This window comes from Vibrio sp. 10N.239.312.C11 (genome assembly GCF_041466065.1).
Taxonomy (GTDB): Bacteria; Pseudomonadota; Gammaproteobacteria; order Enterobacterales; family Vibrionaceae; genus Vibrio; species Vibrio tasmaniensis_A.
The window spans coordinates 1-17793 of sequence record NZ_JBFSRZ010000028.1 but is presented as its reverse complement, the minus strand read 5'-3'; the positions used below and the strand labels follow the sequence as shown (position 1 = coordinate 17793).

Sequence of the window (17793 nt, the reverse complement as noted above, 5' to 3'; positions counted from 1 at the left end):
CTTTTTGATTTTAATCGATTAGAAAAGTCGAAACTTTACTATTCGCGCTCGTGTAGAGCTTGGAAATCACGCTGTTCTTCACCAGTGTACAACTGACGAGGACGACCGATGCGGTTCGTCGGATCGCTGTGCATTTCGTTCCAGTGTGCAATCCAACCGATAGTACGAGACATCGCGAAGATTACTGTGAACATTGATACCGGAATGCCGATCGCTTTCAGAATGATACCAGAGTAAAAATCTACGTTCGGGTATAGTTTCTTCGATACAAAGTACTCATCAGAGAGAGCGATGCGCTCAAGTTCCATTGCTACGTCAAGTAGTGGGTCTTGAATGTTCAGTTCTTTAAGTACTTCGTGGCACGCTTCGCGCATTACCGTTGCACGTGGATCGTAGTTCTTGTAAACACGGTGACCGAAGCCCATTAAACGGAATGGGTCATCTTTGTCTTTTGCTTTTGCTACGTACTCTTCAATGTTGTCTACGCTACCGATCTCTTCAAGCATCATTAGACAAGCTTCGTTAGCACCGCCGTGAGCCGGACCCCACAAAGAAGCGATACCAGCAGCAATACAAGCAAATGGGTTTGCGCCCGAAGAACCAGCTAAACGAACCGTTGACGTTGAAGCATTTTGTTCGTGATCTGCGTGTAACGTAAAGATTTTGTCCATTGCGCGAGCAACAACAGGGTTTACTTCATATTCTTCACATGGATTTGCATACATCATGTGCAGGAAGTTTTCTGCGTAGCCTAGGTCATTGCGTGGGTAGATAAACGGTTGACCGATAGAATATTTGTAACACATTGCAGCCAGTGTTGGCATTTTTGAAATTAGGCGGTATGCCGCAATTTCACGGTGTGTGTCGTTATTAACATCTAATGAATCATGATAGAACGCAGCAAGCGCACCTACCACACCACACATAACAGCCATTGGGTGAGCATCACGGCGGAAGCCGTGGAAGAAACTAGCAATTTGCTCATGAACCATGGTGTGACGTGTGACAGTCGTCTTGAACTCTTCGTATTGAGCTCGAGAAGGAGCTTCGCCGTATAAAAGAATGTAACAAACTTCTAAGTAATCAGCGTTATTGGCCAGTTGATCAATTGGATAACCACGGTGTAGAAGGATACCTTTTCCACCGTCAATATAAGTGATTTGCGATTCACAAGATGCAGTGGCAAGAAAACCAGGATCAAAAGTGAAAAAACCATTAGAACCCAGTGTACGAACGTCGATGACTGGAGTACCAAGTACACCTTCTGTAATCGGCAATTCGATCGGCGCTTGACCTTCAATATGAAGGGTAGCTTTCTTATCCGCCATAACAATCTCCTTTGTTATTATTAATCCGTCCAGGATGTTTATGTGCCATTTTTTTACTGGTCTTACGTCAGAAAGTCAATTTTTCTGCAGCTTTGTGTGCACTTGTTAGTGTTTTTTACATTAAATTCGTTAAAAGTCTGTGCTGTGTAGCATTATTTGTTGCATCAATTGTATTAGAATGTTGCCAGCCGTATAGTGGCGCTGAAAAGTTTGGTTAAAACCTTATAAATGCAAGGCTAAGAAGAAATGTGAGGTGTCTTCGGAAATCTAGCTATTAACAATTATTTTACAATTATCTAAGGCTCAACTTATGTTATTTGTTAAGTTAATGTTAAATTTTGAGGGTTTGCAATCAAATTTTGTCCATAACAATACATAAGGTTATTTAATGACCATCATGCTCAATGGAGCTGAGTGAGCGAGCCCGTGAAAGAAAGAAAGACAAGACCTGTTAATTTAGATTTACAGACCATCCACTTTCCTATCACAGCAATAGCTTCCATCCTACACCGTGTGTCTGGGGTGATTACTTTTGTTGCGATCGGAATTCTGCTTTGGTTACTATCCATTTCCCTCTCTTCCCCTGTAGGCTTTATGGAAGCTAGCGACATTGTCGACGGTTTCTTCGTGAAGTTTATTCTGTGGGGCATTTTAACCGCTTTGGCTTACCACATTGCTGGTGGTATTCGTCACCTTCTTATGGACCTTGGTCACTTTGAAGAGCTGGAATCTGGCGCTAAGAGCGCGAAGGTTGCATTCGCAGCAACAGCGGTATTGTCTCTACTAGCGGGGATCTTAGTATGGTAAACAACGTTTCTACTTTTGGTCGTAATGGTGTGCATGATTATCTATTGATTCGTGCAACAGCCATCATTATGACGCTTTACACTATCTACCTAGTGAGCTTCTGTGCTTTCTCAGGTGATATTTCTTACGCATCTTGGACGCAATTCTTTGGTGGTACTTTCACTAAAGTCTTCACCATGTTAGCGCTTACTTCAATTTTGGTTCACGCGTGGATCGGCTTGTGGCAAGTACTAACTGACTACATCAAATGTGCAAAATTGCGCGTTGGTCTTCAAGTCGGTGTTGTTGCGGTTCTTCTAGGATATTTCTTCTCTGGTCTGTTTATTTTGTGGGGTGCGTAAGTGACTATTCCTGTTCGTGAGTTTGATGCTGTAGTAATTGGCGCTGGTGGTGCTGGTATGCGCGCCGCGCTACAAATTTCTGAGCAAGGCCTATCTTGTGCGTTGCTTTCTAAAGTTTTCCCAACTCGTTCTCATACTGTATCTGCGCAAGGTGGTATCACCGTTGCTCTTGGTAATGCGCATGAAGATCACTGGGAGCAACACATGTACGATACGGTAAAAGGTTCCGATTACATCGGCGACCAAGATGCTATCGAATACATGTGTAAAAATGGTCCTGAGTCGGTTATCGAACTAGAAAAAATGGGTCTTCCATTTTCTCGTTTTGATAACGGTAGTATTTACCAACGTCCGTTTGGTGGCCAATCTAAGAATTTTGGTGGTGAGCAAGCGGCTCGTACCGCAGCGGCAGCCGACCGTACTGGTCACGCACTGTTACACACGCTTTACCAACAAAACATTAAACACAAAACGACGGTTTTCTCTGAGTGGTATGCACTGGATCTTGTTAAAAACGAAGATGGTGCAATCTTAGGTACTACCGCGCTTTGTATGGAGACGGGTGAGGTTTGCTACTTCAAAGCGAAGGCAACAATCCTTGCTACTGGTGGTGCTGGTCGTATTTACGCATCAACAACCAATGCTCACATTAACACTGGTGACGGTGTTGGCATGGCGATTCGTGCAGGCGTTCCAATGCAAGACATCGAAATGTGGCAGTTCCACCCAACGGGTATCGCTGGCGCAGGTGTTTTGGTAACAGAAGGTTGTCGTGGTGAAGGTGGTTACCTTCTCAATAAAGACGGCGAGCGCTTCATGGAACGTTATGCTCCGAATGCTAAAGATTTAGCTGGTCGTGATGTTGTAGCTCGTTCGATGATGGTTGAGATTCGTGAAGGTCGTGGTTGTGATGGTCCATGGGGTCCACACATCAAGCTGAAACTCGATCACCTAGGTAAAGAGACGCTTGAGTCTCGTCTACCGGGTGTATGTGAGCTTTCTCGTACGTTCGCTCACGTTGATCCTGTTAAAGAACCAATTCCTGTAATCCCAACGTGTCACTACATGATGGGTGGTGTTCCTACACAGGTTTCTGGTCAAGCAATTAAACAAACTGAAGACGGTACAGACGTTGAAATTCAAGGTCTATTCGCTTGTGGCGAAATCGCTTCAGTATCAGTACACGGTGCAAACCGTCTAGGTGGCAACTCGCTACTTGATTTGGTTGTGTTCGGTCGTGCGACAGGTCTTCACCTTGGTGAGACTTTGAACAAACAAGCTGAAGCAAAACCTGCAACTGAAGCTGACATTGAACGTTCACTAGAGCGCTACAATCGTTGGGAAAACAGTACTGACGGTGAAGATCCTGCGGTAATTCGTAAAGACCTTCAGCAATGTATGCAGAACAACTTCTCTGTATTCCGTGAAGGTAAAGCGATGGCTGACGGCTTAGAAGAGCTGAAAGTGATTCGTGAGCGTCTTAAAAATGCACACCTTTCAGACAAGTCGACTGAGTTCAACACGCAACGTATTGAGTGTTTAGAGCTTGAAAACTTGATGGAAACGGCATTCGCAACCGCGGTTGCAGCAAACTTCCGTACAGAGAGTCGTGGAGCGCATGCTCGTTTCGACTTCCCAGATCGTGATGATGAGCAATGGCTATGCCATTCTCTGTACAACCCTGAATCAGAAAGTATGACTAAGCGTGGCGTGAACATGGAACCTATCCATCGTGAAGCATTCCCGCCGAAAGCACGTACGTACTAAGGAGATATGACCATGAAACTGAATTTCTCTTTATACCGTTACAACCCAGATGTGGACCAGAAACCTTACATGAAAGAGTACACCCTAGAGGTGGAAGAAGGTTCTGACATGATGCTTTTGGACGCGCTTATTCTTTTGAAAGAGCAAGATCCAACGATTTCATTCCGTCGCTCATGCCGTGAAGGTGTATGTGGTTCTGATGGTTTGAACATGAATGGTAAAAACGGATTGGCGTGTATCACGCCACTGTCTGCACTTTCTGGCCAAGATAAGATCGTAATTCGCCCACTTCCAGGTTTGCCTGTTGTGCGTGATTTAATCGTAGACATGACTCAGTTCTACGATAACTACGAAAAAGTTAAGCCGTTCTTAGTGTCTGATGGCAATGTGCCACCGGCTCGTGAAAACCTACAAAGCCCTGATGAACGTGCTCATTTAGATGGTTTGTATGAATGTATTATGTGTGCATGTTGTACGACTTCATGCCCATCATTCTGGTGGAATCCAGATAAGTTCATCGGACCAGCTGGCCTACTTGCAGCATACCGTTGGCTAATAGATAGCCGAGATACGGCGACAGACGAACGTCTGTCCGATCTTGATGATGCATTTAGCGTTTTTCGTTGCCATGGCATAATGAATTGTGTAAGTGTTTGTCCTAAGGGATTAAATCCGACGAAAGCGATTGGTCACATCAAGACCATGCTTGTGAATCGTTCGGTTTAAGTTATATAAAAATTGCCGCCCTAGAAGTTTTGGGGCGGCCTTTTAATAGCTCGGCATAGACCGCAGCAAACGTGAAAACTACTGGTTAAGGGAAAATATGCACAACGGCGTGATGAAGGCATGGCTCGAGTCTTCACACTTGGCTGGCGCCAATGCAACGTACGTAGAAGAACTCTATGAACTGTATCTTAGTGACCCCGATTCGGTAAGTGACGAATGGAGAAGCGTTTTTGAAGAACTGCCTGTGCAAGCTTCAGAAGCGGTGGAACAACCACACTCTCGTGTTCGTGAATACTTCCGTCGACTCGCTCAAGAAACAAAGCATTACAGTGTCCAAGTTAGTGATCCAGATGTCGATGCGAAACAAGTAAAGGTTCTGCAACTTATTAATGCCTATCGATTCCGAGGGCATCAATCAGCAAATCTAGACCCCCTAGGTTTATGGGAAAGAGATACAGTCGCTGAACTGGACCCTTCTTTCCACACTCTTACCGAAGAAGACCTCAACGAGACGTTTAACGTCGGCTCTTACGCCATTGGCCAAGAGACGATGGTGCTTAAAGATCTCTACAAATCTCTAAAGCAAACGTATTGTGGTTCGATTGGTGCTGAATACATGCACATGACTAATACAGAACAAAAGCGTTGGATCCAACAACGTTTAGAGTCTGTATCTGGTCAACCCTCTTTCAATAAAGAAGAAAAGCAAGCTTTCCTAGAAGAGCTAACGGCTGCTGAAGGTCTTGAGCGCTATCTTGGTGCGAAATTCCCAGGCGCAAAACGCTTCTCGTTGGAAGGTGGTGATGCTCTTATCCCAATGACGAAGGAAATTATTCGTCATGCTGGTGGACAAGGCATGCGTGAAGTTGTTGTTGGTATGGCTCACCGTGGTCGTCTAAACATGCTAGTCAATGTGCTTGGTAAAAAGCCACAAGACCTGTTTGACGAGTTTGCGGGCAAGCACAGCGATGACTCGTGGGGCACTGGTGATGTGAAATACCACCAAGGTTTCTCTGCGGATTTCGCAACACCAGGCGGCAACGTTCACTTAGCACTCGCATTTAACCCATCTCACTTGGAAATCGTAAACCCGGTAGTTATCGGTTCAGTACGTGCTCGACAAGATCGTCTAGACGATAAAGACGGCAGCCGTGTACTTCCAATTACTATCCACGGTGATTCAGCTATCGCTGGTCAGGGTGTAGTGCAAGAGACGTTTAACATGTCTCAAGCGCGTGGTTTCTGTGTCGGTGGTACGGTTCGTATCGTTGTAAACAACCAAGTTGGTTTTACGACGTCTAACCCTCGCGATACACGTTCTACGATGTACTGTACAGATATCGCGAAGATGGTTCAGGCTCCGATTTTCCACGTTAATTCTGATGATCCAGAAGCGGTTGCGTTCGTAGCGCGTCTTGCATTGGATTACCGTAATACCTTCAAGCGTGATGTTGTTATTGATTTGGTTTGTTACCGTCGCCACGGTCACAACGAAGCCGATGAGCCGAATGCAACACAGCCTTTGATGTACCAAAAAATCAAGAAGCATCCAACACCACGTAAGCTTTACGCTGACGTGCTAATGGAGCGTGGAGAGTTTGGTATTGATACGGCAACTCAACTGGTTAACGAATATCGTGATGCACTTGATCACGGTGAAGTTGTGGTTAAAGAGTGGCGCCCAATGGCACTTCACTCTGTGGACTGGTCTCCTTACCTAGGTCACGACTGGAACATCGAGTGGGACAATAAGATTGATATCGAGCGCCTGAAAGAGCTTGGTACTAAACTTTGCCAATACCCAGACAGCCACAAGCTGCAAAGCCGAGTAAATAAACTGTACAACGATCGAACTGCCATGGTGAATGGTGAGAAACAAGTCGATTGGGGTATGGCTGAAACTCTGGCTTACGCAACACTGGTTGACGACGGTAAGCGTATTCGTATCTCTGGCCAAGATTCAGGTCGTGGTACGTTCTTCCACCGTCACTCAGTACTGCACAATCAATCAGATGCAAGCACGTATGTTCCTCTTGCGAACATTCATGATAAACAAGGGCCATTCCAAGTGTTTGACTCTGTGTTATCTGAAGAAGCGGTACTCGCATTTGAGTATGGTTATGCGACAGCAGAGCCAAGCGGTCTCACCCTTTGGGAAGCACAATTTGGTGATTTCGCAAACGGTGCACAAGTTGTTATCGACCAATTCATTTCATCAGGTGAGCAAAAGTGGGCACGTCTATGTGGTCTAACTATGTTGCTTCCTCACGGTTATGAAGGCCAAGGCCCGGAGCACTCTTCTGCGCGTCTAGAGCGTTACCTTCAGTTATGTGCTGAACAAAACATGCAGGTTGTTGTTCCTTCAACACCAGCTCAGGTTTACCACATGATTCGCCGTCAGGTTGTTCGACCAATGCGTCGTCCACTGATCGTAATGTCACCTAAGTCATTGCTTCGTCACCCTCTGTGTACATCTTCTCTTGAAGATTTGGCAGAAGGCACGTTCCAACCAGCTATCGCAGAAATTGATGATCTGTCTCCTGAGAACGTAAAACGCGTCGTGTTCTGTTCAGGTAAGGTTTACTTTGACCTGCTTGACCAAAGACGTAAGAACGAGCAAGACGATGTCGCTATTGTACGTATTGAGCAACTTTACCCGTTCCCTTATGAGGACGTGAGAGCTGCCATCGCACAATACACAAATGTAGTCGATTACGTTTGGTGTCAAGAAGAGCCACAAAACCAAGGTGCTTGGTACAGTAGCCAACATAATTTCCGAGCTGCTATCCCAGTGGGTGCTGATATTCAATACGCAGGTCGTCCTGCATCAGCGTCACCAGCTGTTGGCTATATGTCGGTACACTTGAAACAACAAAAGGCGTTAGTTGACGACGCTTTGACCCTACTTAAGAACTAGAAGTAAAAGGAAAATACGCACATGACAATTGAAATTCTGGTTCCAGATTTACCTGAATCTGTGGCTGATGCAACAGTAGCGACTTGGCACAAAAAACCAGGCGAAGCCGTTGCACGTGATGAAGTCATTGTAGACATCGAAACAGATAAAGTAGTTCTAGAAGTACCGGCTCCTGAAGCGGGTGTTCTGGAAGCTATCATCGAAGAAGAGGGTGCTACGGTACTTTCTAAGCAGCTTCTGGCTAAAATTAAGCCTGGTGCTGTCGCTGGTGAACCAACGAAAGACACGACTGAAGATACAGAAGCTTCTCCTGATAAACGCCACAAAGCGGCACTGACAGAAGAAAGCAACGACGCACTAAGCCCTGCTGTTCGTCGTCTTCTTGCTGAACACAACCTACAACCAGCTGACGTTAAAGGCACTGGTGTTGGTGGTCGTATTACTCGTGAAGACATCGATGCACACCTAGCAGCAGCGAAAGCGGCTCCGGCAGCAGCATCTGCACCAGCAGTTGAAGCGCCAGCAGCGGCTCGTAGCCAAAAACGCGTGCCTATGACTCGCCTACGTAAGACAGTTGCAAACCGTCTTCTAGAAGCGAAGAACAGCACAGCGATGCTGACTACTTTCAACGAAGTGAACATGAAGCCAATCATGGATCTTCGTAAGCAGTACAAAGACCAATTCGAGAAGCGTCACGATACGCGTCTTGGTTTCATGTCTTTCTACGTGAAAGCAGTAACAGAAGCACTGAAGCGTTTCCCAGAAGTCAACGCTTCTATCGATGGTACAGATATCGTTTACCACAACTACTTCGACATCAGCATGGCAGTATCAACACCACGTGGTCTAGTAACTCCAGTACTGAAAGACTGTGACACACTAGGTTTCGCTGACATTGAAAAAGGCATCAAAGAGCTAGCAATCAAAGGCCGTGACGGCAAGCTAACTGTTGATGAGTTGATGGGCGGTAACTTTACTATCACGAACGGTGGTGTATTTGGCTCTCTAATGTCTACGCCAATCATCAACCCGCCTCAAGCGGCAATTTTGGGTATGCACAAAATCCAAGATCGTCCAATGGCTGTTGATGGCAAGGTTGAGATCTTACCAATGATGTACCTAGCGCTTTCTTACGATCACCGTCTAATCGACGGCCGAGAATCAGTTGGCTTCCTAGTGACAATCAAAGAGCTCCTAGAAGATCCTGCACGTCTGCTATTAGACGTTTAGTATCTCTAAAACGTCTAGTTAACCCGGTTAGCTAGACGTAAAAAGTTTCAAAGGCTAGGCTGCTCAACGTCTGGCCTTCAATTGAACTGTAAAGCCATTAGAAAATGGACAGCAGTTGATTTGAGAAGACCCTACAGACGTACCACAGGAAACTGTGTCGTTATGGAAATAATAATCCCTTAAGGGAAAATAAACGGAATATCAAAATGAATTTGCATGAATACCAAGCCAAACAGCTGTTTGCAGAATTCGGTTTGCCTGTACCAGAAGGTTTCGCATGTGATACAGCACAAGAAGCTTTCGAAGCTGCAGGTCGTATCAGTACAGCCAAGAAAGTCGTTAAGTGTCAAGTACACGCTGGTGGTCGCGGTAAAGCGGGCGGCGTAGAGCTACATGACACCAAAGAAGGCGTTAAAGAGTTTGCACAAAAGTGGCTAGGTAAAAACCTAGTGACTTACCAAACAGACGCTAATGGTCAACCTGTAACAAAGATCCTAGTTGAAGAAGCATCGAACATTGCTAACGAACTTTACCTAGGTGCTGTTGTTGACCGTGCAACGCGCAAAATTGTATTCATGGCGTCAACTGAAGGCGGCGTGGACATTGAGAAAATCGCTGAAGAAACTCCAGAGTTGATTCACCAATCAGCGATCGATCCTCTAGTGGGCCCTCAAGCTTACCAAGGCCGTGAACTTGCGTTCAAACTTGGTCTAGTTGGCGATCAAATTAAACAGTTCGTTAAGATCTTCATGGGTCTTGGCCAAATGTTCTCTCAGTACGACCTAGCTCTACTAGAAATCAACCCGCTTGTAATCACTGGCGAAGGCAACCTGCTTTGTCTAGACGGCAAGATCAACATTGACTCAAACGCAATGTACCGTCAGCCAAAGCTTCGTGAAATGCACGATCCTTCACAAGAAGACGAGCGTGAAGCGCACGCAGCTCAGTGGGAACTGAACTACGTAGCACTTGATGGCAACGTTGGCTGTATGGTTAACGGTGCAGGCCTTGCGATGGGTACGATGGATATCGTAAACCTACACGGCGGCAAGCCAGCAAACTTCCTTGATGTAGGCGGCGGCGCGACAAAAGAGCGTGTAGCTGAAGCATTCAAGATCATCCTTTCTGATGACAATGTTAAAGCAGTACTCGTAAACATTTTCGGTGGCATCGTTCGTTGTGACATGATCGCTGAAGGTATTATTGGTGCAGTTAAAGAAGTTGGCGTAACAGTTCCTGTAGTTGTTCGTCTAGAAGGTACAAACGCAGACCTAGGTCGTGAAGTACTTGCTAATTCTGATGTTGATATCATTGCTGCTGTATCTCTAACAGATGCTGCTCAGAAAGTTGTTGCTGCTGCGGAGGCTAAATAATGTCTGTATTAATTAACAAAGACACTAAAGTAATCTGTCAGGGTTTCACTGGCGGTCAAGGTACATTCCACTCAGACCAAGCTATCGCATACGGTACGCAAATGGTTGGTGGTGTTTCACCTGGTAAAGGTGGTCAAACTCACCTAGGCCTTCCAGTATTCAACACAGTACGTGAAGCAGTAGAAGTGACTGGCGCAACAGCAACAGTTATCTACGTACCAGCACCTTTCTGTAAAGATGCAATCCTAGAAGCGATTGATGCAGGTATCGAACTGATCGTAACGATCACTGAAGGTATCCCTACTACAGACATGATCGACGTTAAAGTGAAGCTAGAAGAAACTGGCGTTCGCATGATCGGTCCTAACTGTCCAGGTCTTATCACTCCAGACGAGTGTAAGATTGGTATCATGCCTGGCCATATCCACAAGAAGGGTAAAGTAGGTATCGTATCTCGTTCAGGAACTCTGACGTACGAAGCAGTTAAACAAACAACAGATGAAGGCTTTGGTCAGTCTACATGTGTTGGTATCGGTGGTGACCCTATTCCAGGTTCAAACTTCATTGATATCCTAAAACTTTTCCAAGAAGACCCAGAGACTGAAGCAATCGTAATGATTGGTGAGATCGGTGGTACTGCGGAAGAAGAAGCGGCTGAGTTCATCAAAGCAAACGTAACTAAGCCAGTTGTATCTTACATCGCTGGTGTTACTGCTCCTCCGGGTAAACGTATGGGCCACGCAGGCGCAATCATCTCTGGCGGTAAAGGTACTGCTGAAGATAAATTCGCAGCACTGGAAGCAGCAGGCGTTAAGACTGTTAAGTCTCTTGCTGACATCGGTAAAGGCCTACGTGAAATCACGGGTTGGTAATCAGCAGGCTTTTATCGATGAGATAGAAGTTAACTGAATGATATTAAAAAGGCTTGGTCACTGACCAAGCCTTTTTTGTATGTTTTCAATGATACGAGATACGAGATACGAGATACGAGATCGTACTGATAAGTGTTAAGCTCGGCTTCTAACCATTTGAGATAACATAAACATTGCCGCAGCACTGATAACAACAGAAGGGCCGGCCGGTGTGTCATAGAACCAAGACAAGCTCAATCCTCCGAACACAGCGATAGAACCAATTACCGATGCAAGGAATGCCATTTGTTCGGGTGTATTGGCGAATTTTCTTGCCGTTGCTGCCGGAATGATAAGTAGTGAGGTCATGATTAACGCACCAACAAACTTCATACCTACCGCAATCACGATCCCAACCAATAGCATCAAAATAAGACGCATTAAATCAATGTTGATGCCATCAACCGCTGCGAGATCTTCGTTAACGGTCGTCGACAATAGTGGTCGCCAAAAGATAGCAAGTACCACTCCAATCACGGCAGCACCCGCATAGATGAATACCAAATCTGTCGGAGACACTGCAAGCAAGTCACCAAATAGGTAGCTCATTAGGTCAACGCGAACGTTATCTAAGAAACTCACGGCGACAAGACCCAAAGACAGAGCGCTGTGCGCCAAAATACCGAGTAGGGTATCGGTCGCGACCAGCTTTTGTTTTTGTAAAGTCACTAGCAACACAGCTAGCATCAAACAACAAATCAGCAGCGCGAAATACAAGTTAATGTTGAACAGAAAGCCAAGTGCTAAGCCCATCAAAGAAGCGTGAGCAAGCGTGTCACCAAAGTAAGCCATCTTGCGCCACACCACGAATGAACCTAGTGGCCCCGCGATTAGAGCAATGCCCAAGCCAGCTAAAATAGAGGGAAGAAGAAACTCAAGCATTAGTGGTGTCCGTGTTTATGGTTTGAACATTCATGCACGTCGCCTTCGACAGGCTGTCCTGCGAGATCATGATGGTGATGTTCGTGTTGGTGGTGATAAAAGGCTAAGGTCTCTTGGGTCGCGGTGCCAAAAAGTGCGATATAAGAGGGGTGGTGTTTGATGTCTGCCGGTGCGCCTGAACAGCAGATATGGTGATGCAAACAGATAACATCGTCTGTTTTTGCCATCACTAAATGCAGATCGTGTGAAACCATAAATACGGCACAACCAAAACGGTGGCGAATGGTATCGATCAGGTCGTACAGGTCTATTTGGCCTTGTACATCAACACCTTGTGCGGGTTCATCAAGAACCAGTAGATCGGGTCTTCTTAGCAATGAACGAGCAATTAGCACACGTTGGTTTTCACCGCCAGATAGTTGGTGCATGTTGCTCTTTTGTAGATGTTCAGCACCAACGAGCTTCAATGCTTCAAGGATCTCTTGCTGACTGAACTTACCAGTGAGCTTTAGAAAACGTTCTACATTGAGCGGTAGTGAATCATTGAGCTTTAATTTTTGTGGTACATAGCCAATTTTCAGTTTTTTAGCTTTTGTTATTGTGCCTGAAAATTTGGTCTGTAAACCTAATACCACTTTTACTAATGTCGACTTTCCTGCACCGTTTGGCCCAATCAGGGTGGTGATTCTGCCGCGCTCTAAATTTAGAGAGATGTTATCTAGAACTTTTCGACCGTCAAATTCGACGCTCACAGAATCTAGTTGGATTAAATTATCCATGAATAGAACTCATTTGCAATTCGCTAATGTTATAATGTAACATTTACCTCAAGCCTAAGCTACTTTTCTATTAACGAGGAATTATGTCACGTTCATCTTTTATACTTGCTACTTTGCTTTTAGCGCCAAGTGTTGCAAGTGCCAATACTATTCTAACAAGCTTCAAACCAATTCAAATGATTGTGACAGAATTAACGCAGGGCGTTAGTGAACCTGATGTGTTGATGAACAGCAATGCTTCGCCGCACGATTATGCGCTTAAGCCATCGGATGTCAAAAAAGTTCATAGTGCCGATATGGTGATCTGGTTTGGCCCTGACCTAGAAGCTTTTTTGACCAAGGTGATTGGTTCTAAAGAAAACGTTATCAAGATCAGTGAGATTCCGGGGATTAACTTGAGAGAGTTTGGACATGAAGACCACGATGCTCATGAAGGGCACAACCATGGTAGTCATGACCCGCATTTTTGGTTGGGTATCGATCAAGTCGAGGTCGCGGCAAAGTATATCTCAGCTAAGCTAATTGAGTCAGACTCTGATAACGCCATGGCGTATCAAGAGAATCTAGATTCATTCTTGATTGCTTTGAAAGAGAAACAGCAGGCGATTCATGAACAACTCGCGCCAGTGAAAGACAAAGGCTACTACGTATTCCATGACGCGTATGGCTACTTCGAACAAGAATTTAAGTTGAATAATCTAGGTCACTTTACGGTTAGCCCTGAGCGTAAACCTGGCGCAAAAAGTCTGATAGCTATCAAGAAGACTTTGGTGCGTGAAAATGTTCAATGCGTATTTTCAGAGCCTCAATTTACACCAGCGGTGATTGAATCGGTGACTCGTGGAAGTAACGCTAAACAAGGGCAACTTGATCCTGTCGGTTCGCAGGTTGAAGTGAAGAGTGGAAGCTATTTTGATTTTCTTCAGCAGCTTACAGATAGTTACACAAGTTGCTTAAGTGGAATGTAATCAATATTGAGTATTCTTTACGACACTTTGCTCTCGTTAATTGATGAATCATGCCGCTTTTTGCGGCATTTTCGTGACCGCTAAGATAAAACCTTCCAACAAATATCAAACCTCCTTTCTCCTTTGTCAATTTCAGCTAAAATAGAAAGATAATAATAAGCACAAAAAAACTCACTTTTTGGTTAATCAGCAACAAGCGCTGTGAGAACCAATATTTCATGTGTTGTTGCTGTTCAGGATTAAAAGTTGTATCGAATTATTTTCAAAATGTTCATCTTAATGAGCATTTCATTTAGCGTTCTTGCGGTAAATACATCACCCTCCGTTTTCTACCCTTTGCCCGTTCAAGCACAAGGGAACTTCCTTGCGGCAAAAAATCTGTACTTAGGTGAAGGTGGCGGACTCTGGGTTCATGATGTGCATGGAAAAATACTTTTTTATGATGGCAGAACCCTATTCCCTCGAAAAGGTAGCCTTTTGCAATTTTCTTCAGAGAAAGTCGCGTTTCTTAACGATGAGTTTTGGACTTTCTTTGATAATGAGGTGTACCGACATAGCCCAGGAATCGGCAATGCACTTGCATTTAGTCTAAGCCCGGGGGCTGAGATCGCGAATATCGGTGCTTCCGGTGATTATATTTGGGTTACAGATGGCAGTAATTTCTATACGTACAATACTCAATCTTTAGAATTTAGCACTTACTCGCTTCTAAAATTGTATCGGCATAACAATAGCAGCGATATTACGATTAACGATGCTGAGCGGGTGCTGTCAAAATGGGTGCTTGCGACCAGCTCCGGAGTGTACCTTTCTGATAGCCAAGAATTTACTCATATCGGTGCATCAGAAAAAAATCATATAGAGACGCTGTATTTTTCGATGGCAAGACGTGAGTTAGTCATTGGTACATTGAATGGTGCAGTGATTATAGATCTTGCAAATCCTAAGAAAGAAAGGTGGGTGCGTGGTTCGCATGTTCTTTCTCTCGCTGAAACAACCGATCAATACTGGATTGGGACTGAGCATGGTCTTATCAGCTACAACTTTATTACGGGGCAAATTACACGATTTGAACAAGCCGATAATCAAGACTTTTCGTTACCGGGTGAAAAAATATATTCGTTAATTAACGACCATGCTGGTGGAATGTGGGTCGCGACCAATAACGGAATTCGATACTTTTCACTGTTCAGCAGGACATTCTCAAGAACGCCATTAACGGGAATGGGGATGCACTCGAGTAGTGTGGTGATAAACAAAGTACAGCTTGTTCGCGATCAACTGTCTTGGGTTGCTTCTTCCAGAGGTCTCTATTTGGTTGATTCTCAAAGTGAAGATAACCCCGTTCGTGTTTACTCTAACCCAGTACAGGACTTTGAGTTCTTTGGTTCTTCAATTTGGTTGGCGACTGCAGAAGGTATTATTAGTTTCAACACTGATACGTTAGAGGCTGAAAAGGTCGATCTACCAAGAGCGATTGAAGGTGTACCCGTTGAAAACTTTGCACTTGAAGCGAATAACATGCTTTGGATGACCTCGGGACAAAACCTTTATTCGTTATCTATCGAAACCAATAAGTTGACAAGTTATGGTACCGACTGGTTAGTCGATAAATTTTTGCCAGCAAAGATCACCGCTCTCAATATAGGTTTACAAGGTCGTATTTATGTTGGTACTGATCACGGATTCTACTCTTTTCTTGATGAGAGAATTAGCTTTAGTCGTTCAAGCGAGCGGCTTGGCAAAGTGGTCGATATTGAAAAAGCGAAAGATGGATCCCAGTGGTTTGCGAGTAGCTATGGTGTGTATCGAATCTCTAATAACAGTTCTATTATTCAAGAGGTCACTCTTGTTGAGGAAAATATCAGTCCTAAATGTTTAATTAGCGATGATAATGGGATGTGGTTAGGCTCTTCGAAAGGTATTAGCTATTACGGATTGGATGGGCAACTGCATAAACATATCGGCTCACCATTTGGCTTGATCACCAATGAATTGGCTGCAGGTGCGTGTGCTCTGTTTTACAGCTCAGGTAGCCAGTCTACTAGGCTTATCTTTGGCTCAAGATATGGCGTGGTGAGTGCGTTAGCTAATGAGCTATTGGTATCAACAACACCTCATAGCCGTGCATTGCTAAGCAAGATAAGTGTCGACCATCAGATAGTATCACTTGGTGGCAAGACAGCTGATTTAGATGAAATTCCTTATGGCTCATCAATCGGTTTTAAGATTGGAATTTTACCAGCGACATACACACCTGCAATGGAGTATCGACTAAGCGACAATGAACCTTGGAGTGAGTTTGAAGGGGGGTTACTAACACTCGATCACCTTCTTCCTGGGGACTATACGTTGGAAGTGAAACCCGTTAAGGACTCCCATTATCGCTTTACGTCAACGAACCAAAGCTTTTCTATTGCGGAACCTTGGTATCTGAGTAATTGGGCAGCAGCAAGCTCTCTTGTATTACTTATCTGTGTAGTGACTGCTTTGGTTTTTTGGCGATCGCGTTACGTCACTTTCGCCAACAGGCACTTAAAGGCGCAAGTTGCATTAAAGACAGATCAACTGAGGCATCAAAGCCGAATACTACTAACGACTAATCAACAGCTTAAAAAACAGTTGTCAGTTAAGAGTGCTCTTGTCACACATACTGCTAATGAACTCTCTTCTGAAGTTAATCATATCGCAGCTATGATCCCAAATTGGCATGATGAACAAGGTAAGTCGCCAATATTGACATTGAAAAATGGCTTGGCTCAGTTGAGTAACACGCCACAAGGGAAGGGAAAGGTTTGTTACGATATAATTTTAATCTTAGAAGCTGTACTCAAAGCTTGGCAGGACGATTTAGCCAAAGCCGGTATTGAACTGGATATTAAAGTTGACACTAAACAACGACACGTCTCCTTGCTGTATTTTAACCTTGATATTATTTTCAACAGTCTAGTCGCTAGCATCATTAAGAGAAATTTTAAGTCACAGAGTATGGTGGTATTGGTTGAAGAGGTTAAAGAGCACCTTGTTGTGACGATTCGAGACCATGGAATGCCTTTCCCAAAATTGACTTCAAGCATTAATGACAATACTGGAAAGTCGACCGACCTAAACATCGAAAAGTTGCCATTATTGATGAACCAGAGCGGTGGTGAACTGAATGCTTTTGTCTCGGACTCTCAAAATAAGGTGCAGCTTTCGTGGCCGATTGAATATCAAGTGTTAGATAATTTGGAAGCTAGCACAATTGAACAGATCGAGACCATTAAACTTAGAGTTTCAGCGACGGAGCAACAAAGGTTAAGTGCTGAGCAAGAGTGGAAAAACAGAGTGTCACAGCTTGTAAGTGAAAACTACGCCGATGCAGAGTTCAGTACTGCAAATGCTGCTAAGTACTTGTTCATGTCAGAGAGAAGCTTACAGAGACGTTTTAAATCGGCTTACAACAAGACCTTTAAAGAGCATTTGAATGAAGTGCGTTTAGAGCATGCGTGCGAGCGGCTACTTGCGGGAGAAAGGATTTCAGACGTCGCGTTTGATTCTGGTTTCAATGACCCTTCCTATTTCAGTCAAAGGTTTAAACATCACTTTGGCATGTCGCCATCTAAGTTTGCTGAAAACAACGAAGAGCAGTGAACTAGGGACGTCCAGTTACAACATAGATAAAGATACTTTGAGCCTCGACATTCGTGTTGGGGCTTTTTTATGCTTCTACGAGATACGAGATACGAGATACGAGATACGAGATACGAGATACGAGATACGAG

At 44.5% G+C, this 17793-nt stretch carries 13 protein-coding genes; 10 read left to right on the top strand and 3 right to left on the bottom strand.

Annotation, left to right across the window (positions count from 1 at the left end):
* Positions 1–38: 38 nt before the first annotated feature.
* Positions 39–1328, bottom strand: a complete 1290-nt coding sequence (locus AB6D07_RS13250) for a citrate synthase (protein ID WP_004734217.1) — start codon at positions 1326–1328, stop codon at positions 39–41.
* A gap of 414 nt (positions 1329–1742) precedes the next feature.
* Between AB6D07_RS13250 and sdhC the strand changes: the two genes are divergently transcribed.
* The 8 genes from sdhC (at position 1743) to sucD (ending at position 11361) form a co-directional block, all read left to right on the top strand.
* Positions 1743–2135: a succinate dehydrogenase cytochrome b556 subunit gene (sdhC, locus tag AB6D07_RS13245; RefSeq protein ID WP_012604532.1), complete on the top strand. Its 393-nt coding sequence runs from the start codon at positions 1743–1745 to the stop codon at positions 2133–2135.
* Positions 2129–2476, top strand: coding sequence for a succinate dehydrogenase, hydrophobic membrane anchor protein (sdhD, locus tag AB6D07_RS13240; protein WP_004734215.1), 348 nt, complete (start codon positions 2129–2131; stop codon positions 2474–2476). Before sdhC ends, sdhD begins: the two co-directional genes overlap by 7 nt.
* Positions 2477–4243, top strand: coding sequence for a succinate dehydrogenase flavoprotein subunit (gene sdhA, locus AB6D07_RS13235; protein WP_009847321.1), 1767 nt, complete (start codon positions 2477–2479; stop codon positions 4241–4243).
* 12 nt (positions 4244–4255) lie between these two features.
* On the top strand, positions 4256–4969 hold the full coding sequence (locus AB6D07_RS13230) for a succinate dehydrogenase iron-sulfur subunit (RefSeq protein ID WP_009847320.1): 714 nt from the start codon (positions 4256–4258) through the stop codon (positions 4967–4969).
* A gap of 97 nt (positions 4970–5066) precedes the next feature.
* The gene (gene sucA / locus AB6D07_RS13225) at positions 5067–7886 is read left to right on the top strand and encodes a 2-oxoglutarate dehydrogenase E1 component (RefSeq protein ID WP_017103231.1); all 2820 of its coding nucleotides are present in this window, start codon (positions 5067–5069) and stop codon (positions 7884–7886) included.
* 21 nt (positions 7887–7907) lie between these two features.
* Entirely contained in the window at positions 7908–9116 is a 1209-nt protein-coding gene (gene odhB / locus AB6D07_RS13220) for a 2-oxoglutarate dehydrogenase complex dihydrolipoyllysine-residue succinyltransferase (protein WP_009847318.1), read from the top strand.
* 206 nt (positions 9117–9322) lie between these two features.
* Positions 9323–10489 carry an ADP-forming succinate--CoA ligase subunit beta gene (sucC, locus tag AB6D07_RS13215; RefSeq protein ID WP_009847317.1) on the top strand — a complete coding sequence of 389 codons (1167 nt, stop codon included), beginning with the start codon at positions 9323–9325 and terminating at the stop codon, positions 10487–10489.
* A complete protein-coding gene (sucD, locus tag AB6D07_RS13210) occupies positions 10489–11361 on the top strand; it encodes a succinate--CoA ligase subunit alpha (RefSeq protein WP_004734209.1) in 873 nt (290 codons plus the stop codon). Before sucC ends, sucD begins: the two co-directional genes overlap by 1 nt.
* Before the next feature lie 135 nt (positions 11362–11496).
* On the opposite strand, the gene znuB is transcribed toward sucD, so the two are convergent.
* A complete protein-coding gene (gene znuB / locus AB6D07_RS13205) occupies positions 11497–12282 on the bottom strand; it encodes a zinc ABC transporter permease subunit ZnuB (RefSeq protein ID WP_009847315.1) in 786 nt (261 codons plus the stop codon).
* Positions 12282–13061: a zinc ABC transporter ATP-binding protein ZnuC gene (gene znuC, locus AB6D07_RS13200; RefSeq protein ID WP_012604527.1), complete on the bottom strand. Its 780-nt coding sequence runs from the start codon at positions 13059–13061 to the stop codon at positions 12282–12284. Before znuC ends, znuB begins: the two co-directional genes overlap by 1 nt.
* Positions 13062–13144: 83 nt before the next feature.
* On the opposite strand from znuC, the gene znuA reads away from it, so the two are divergent.
* Entirely contained in the window at positions 13145–14029 is an 885-nt protein-coding gene (gene znuA, locus AB6D07_RS13195; protein ID WP_009847313.1) for a zinc ABC transporter substrate-binding protein ZnuA, read from the top strand.
* A gap of 246 nt (positions 14030–14275) precedes the next feature.
* Entirely contained in the window at positions 14276–17662 is a 3387-nt protein-coding gene (locus AB6D07_RS13190) for a helix-turn-helix domain-containing protein (RefSeq protein WP_017103230.1), read from the top strand.
* Positions 17663–17793 lie beyond the last annotated feature (131 nt).

Coding starts and splice junctions, on each gene's coding strand:
- AB6D07_RS13250 (WP_004734217.1), bottom strand. CDS start 1,328: ATGGCGGATAAGAAAGCTACCCTTCATATTGAAGGTCAAGCGCCGATC.
- sdhD (WP_004734215.1), top strand. CDS start 2,129: ATGGTAAACAACGTTTCTACTTTTGGTCGTAATGGTGTGCATGATTAT.
- AB6D07_RS13230 (WP_009847320.1), top strand. CDS start 4,256: ATGAAACTGAATTTCTCTTTATACCGTTACAACCCAGATGTGGACCAG.
- sucA (WP_017103231.1), top strand. CDS start 5,067: ATGCACAACGGCGTGATGAAGGCATGGCTCGAGTCTTCACACTTGGCT.
- odhB (WP_009847318.1), top strand. CDS start 7,908: ATGACAATTGAAATTCTGGTTCCAGATTTACCTGAATCTGTGGCTGAT.
- sucC (WP_009847317.1), top strand. CDS start 9,323: ATGAATTTGCATGAATACCAAGCCAAACAGCTGTTTGCAGAATTCGGT.
- sucD (WP_004734209.1), top strand. CDS start 10,489: ATGTCTGTATTAATTAACAAAGACACTAAAGTAATCTGTCAGGGTTTC.
- znuB (WP_009847315.1), bottom strand. CDS start 12,282: ATGCTTGAGTTTCTTCTTCCCTCTATTTTAGCTGGCTTGGGCATTGCT.
- znuC (WP_012604527.1), bottom strand. CDS start 13,061: ATGGATAATTTAATCCAACTAGATTCTGTGAGCGTCGAATTTGACGGT.
- znuA (WP_009847313.1), top strand. CDS start 13,145: ATGTCACGTTCATCTTTTATACTTGCTACTTTGCTTTTAGCGCCAAGT.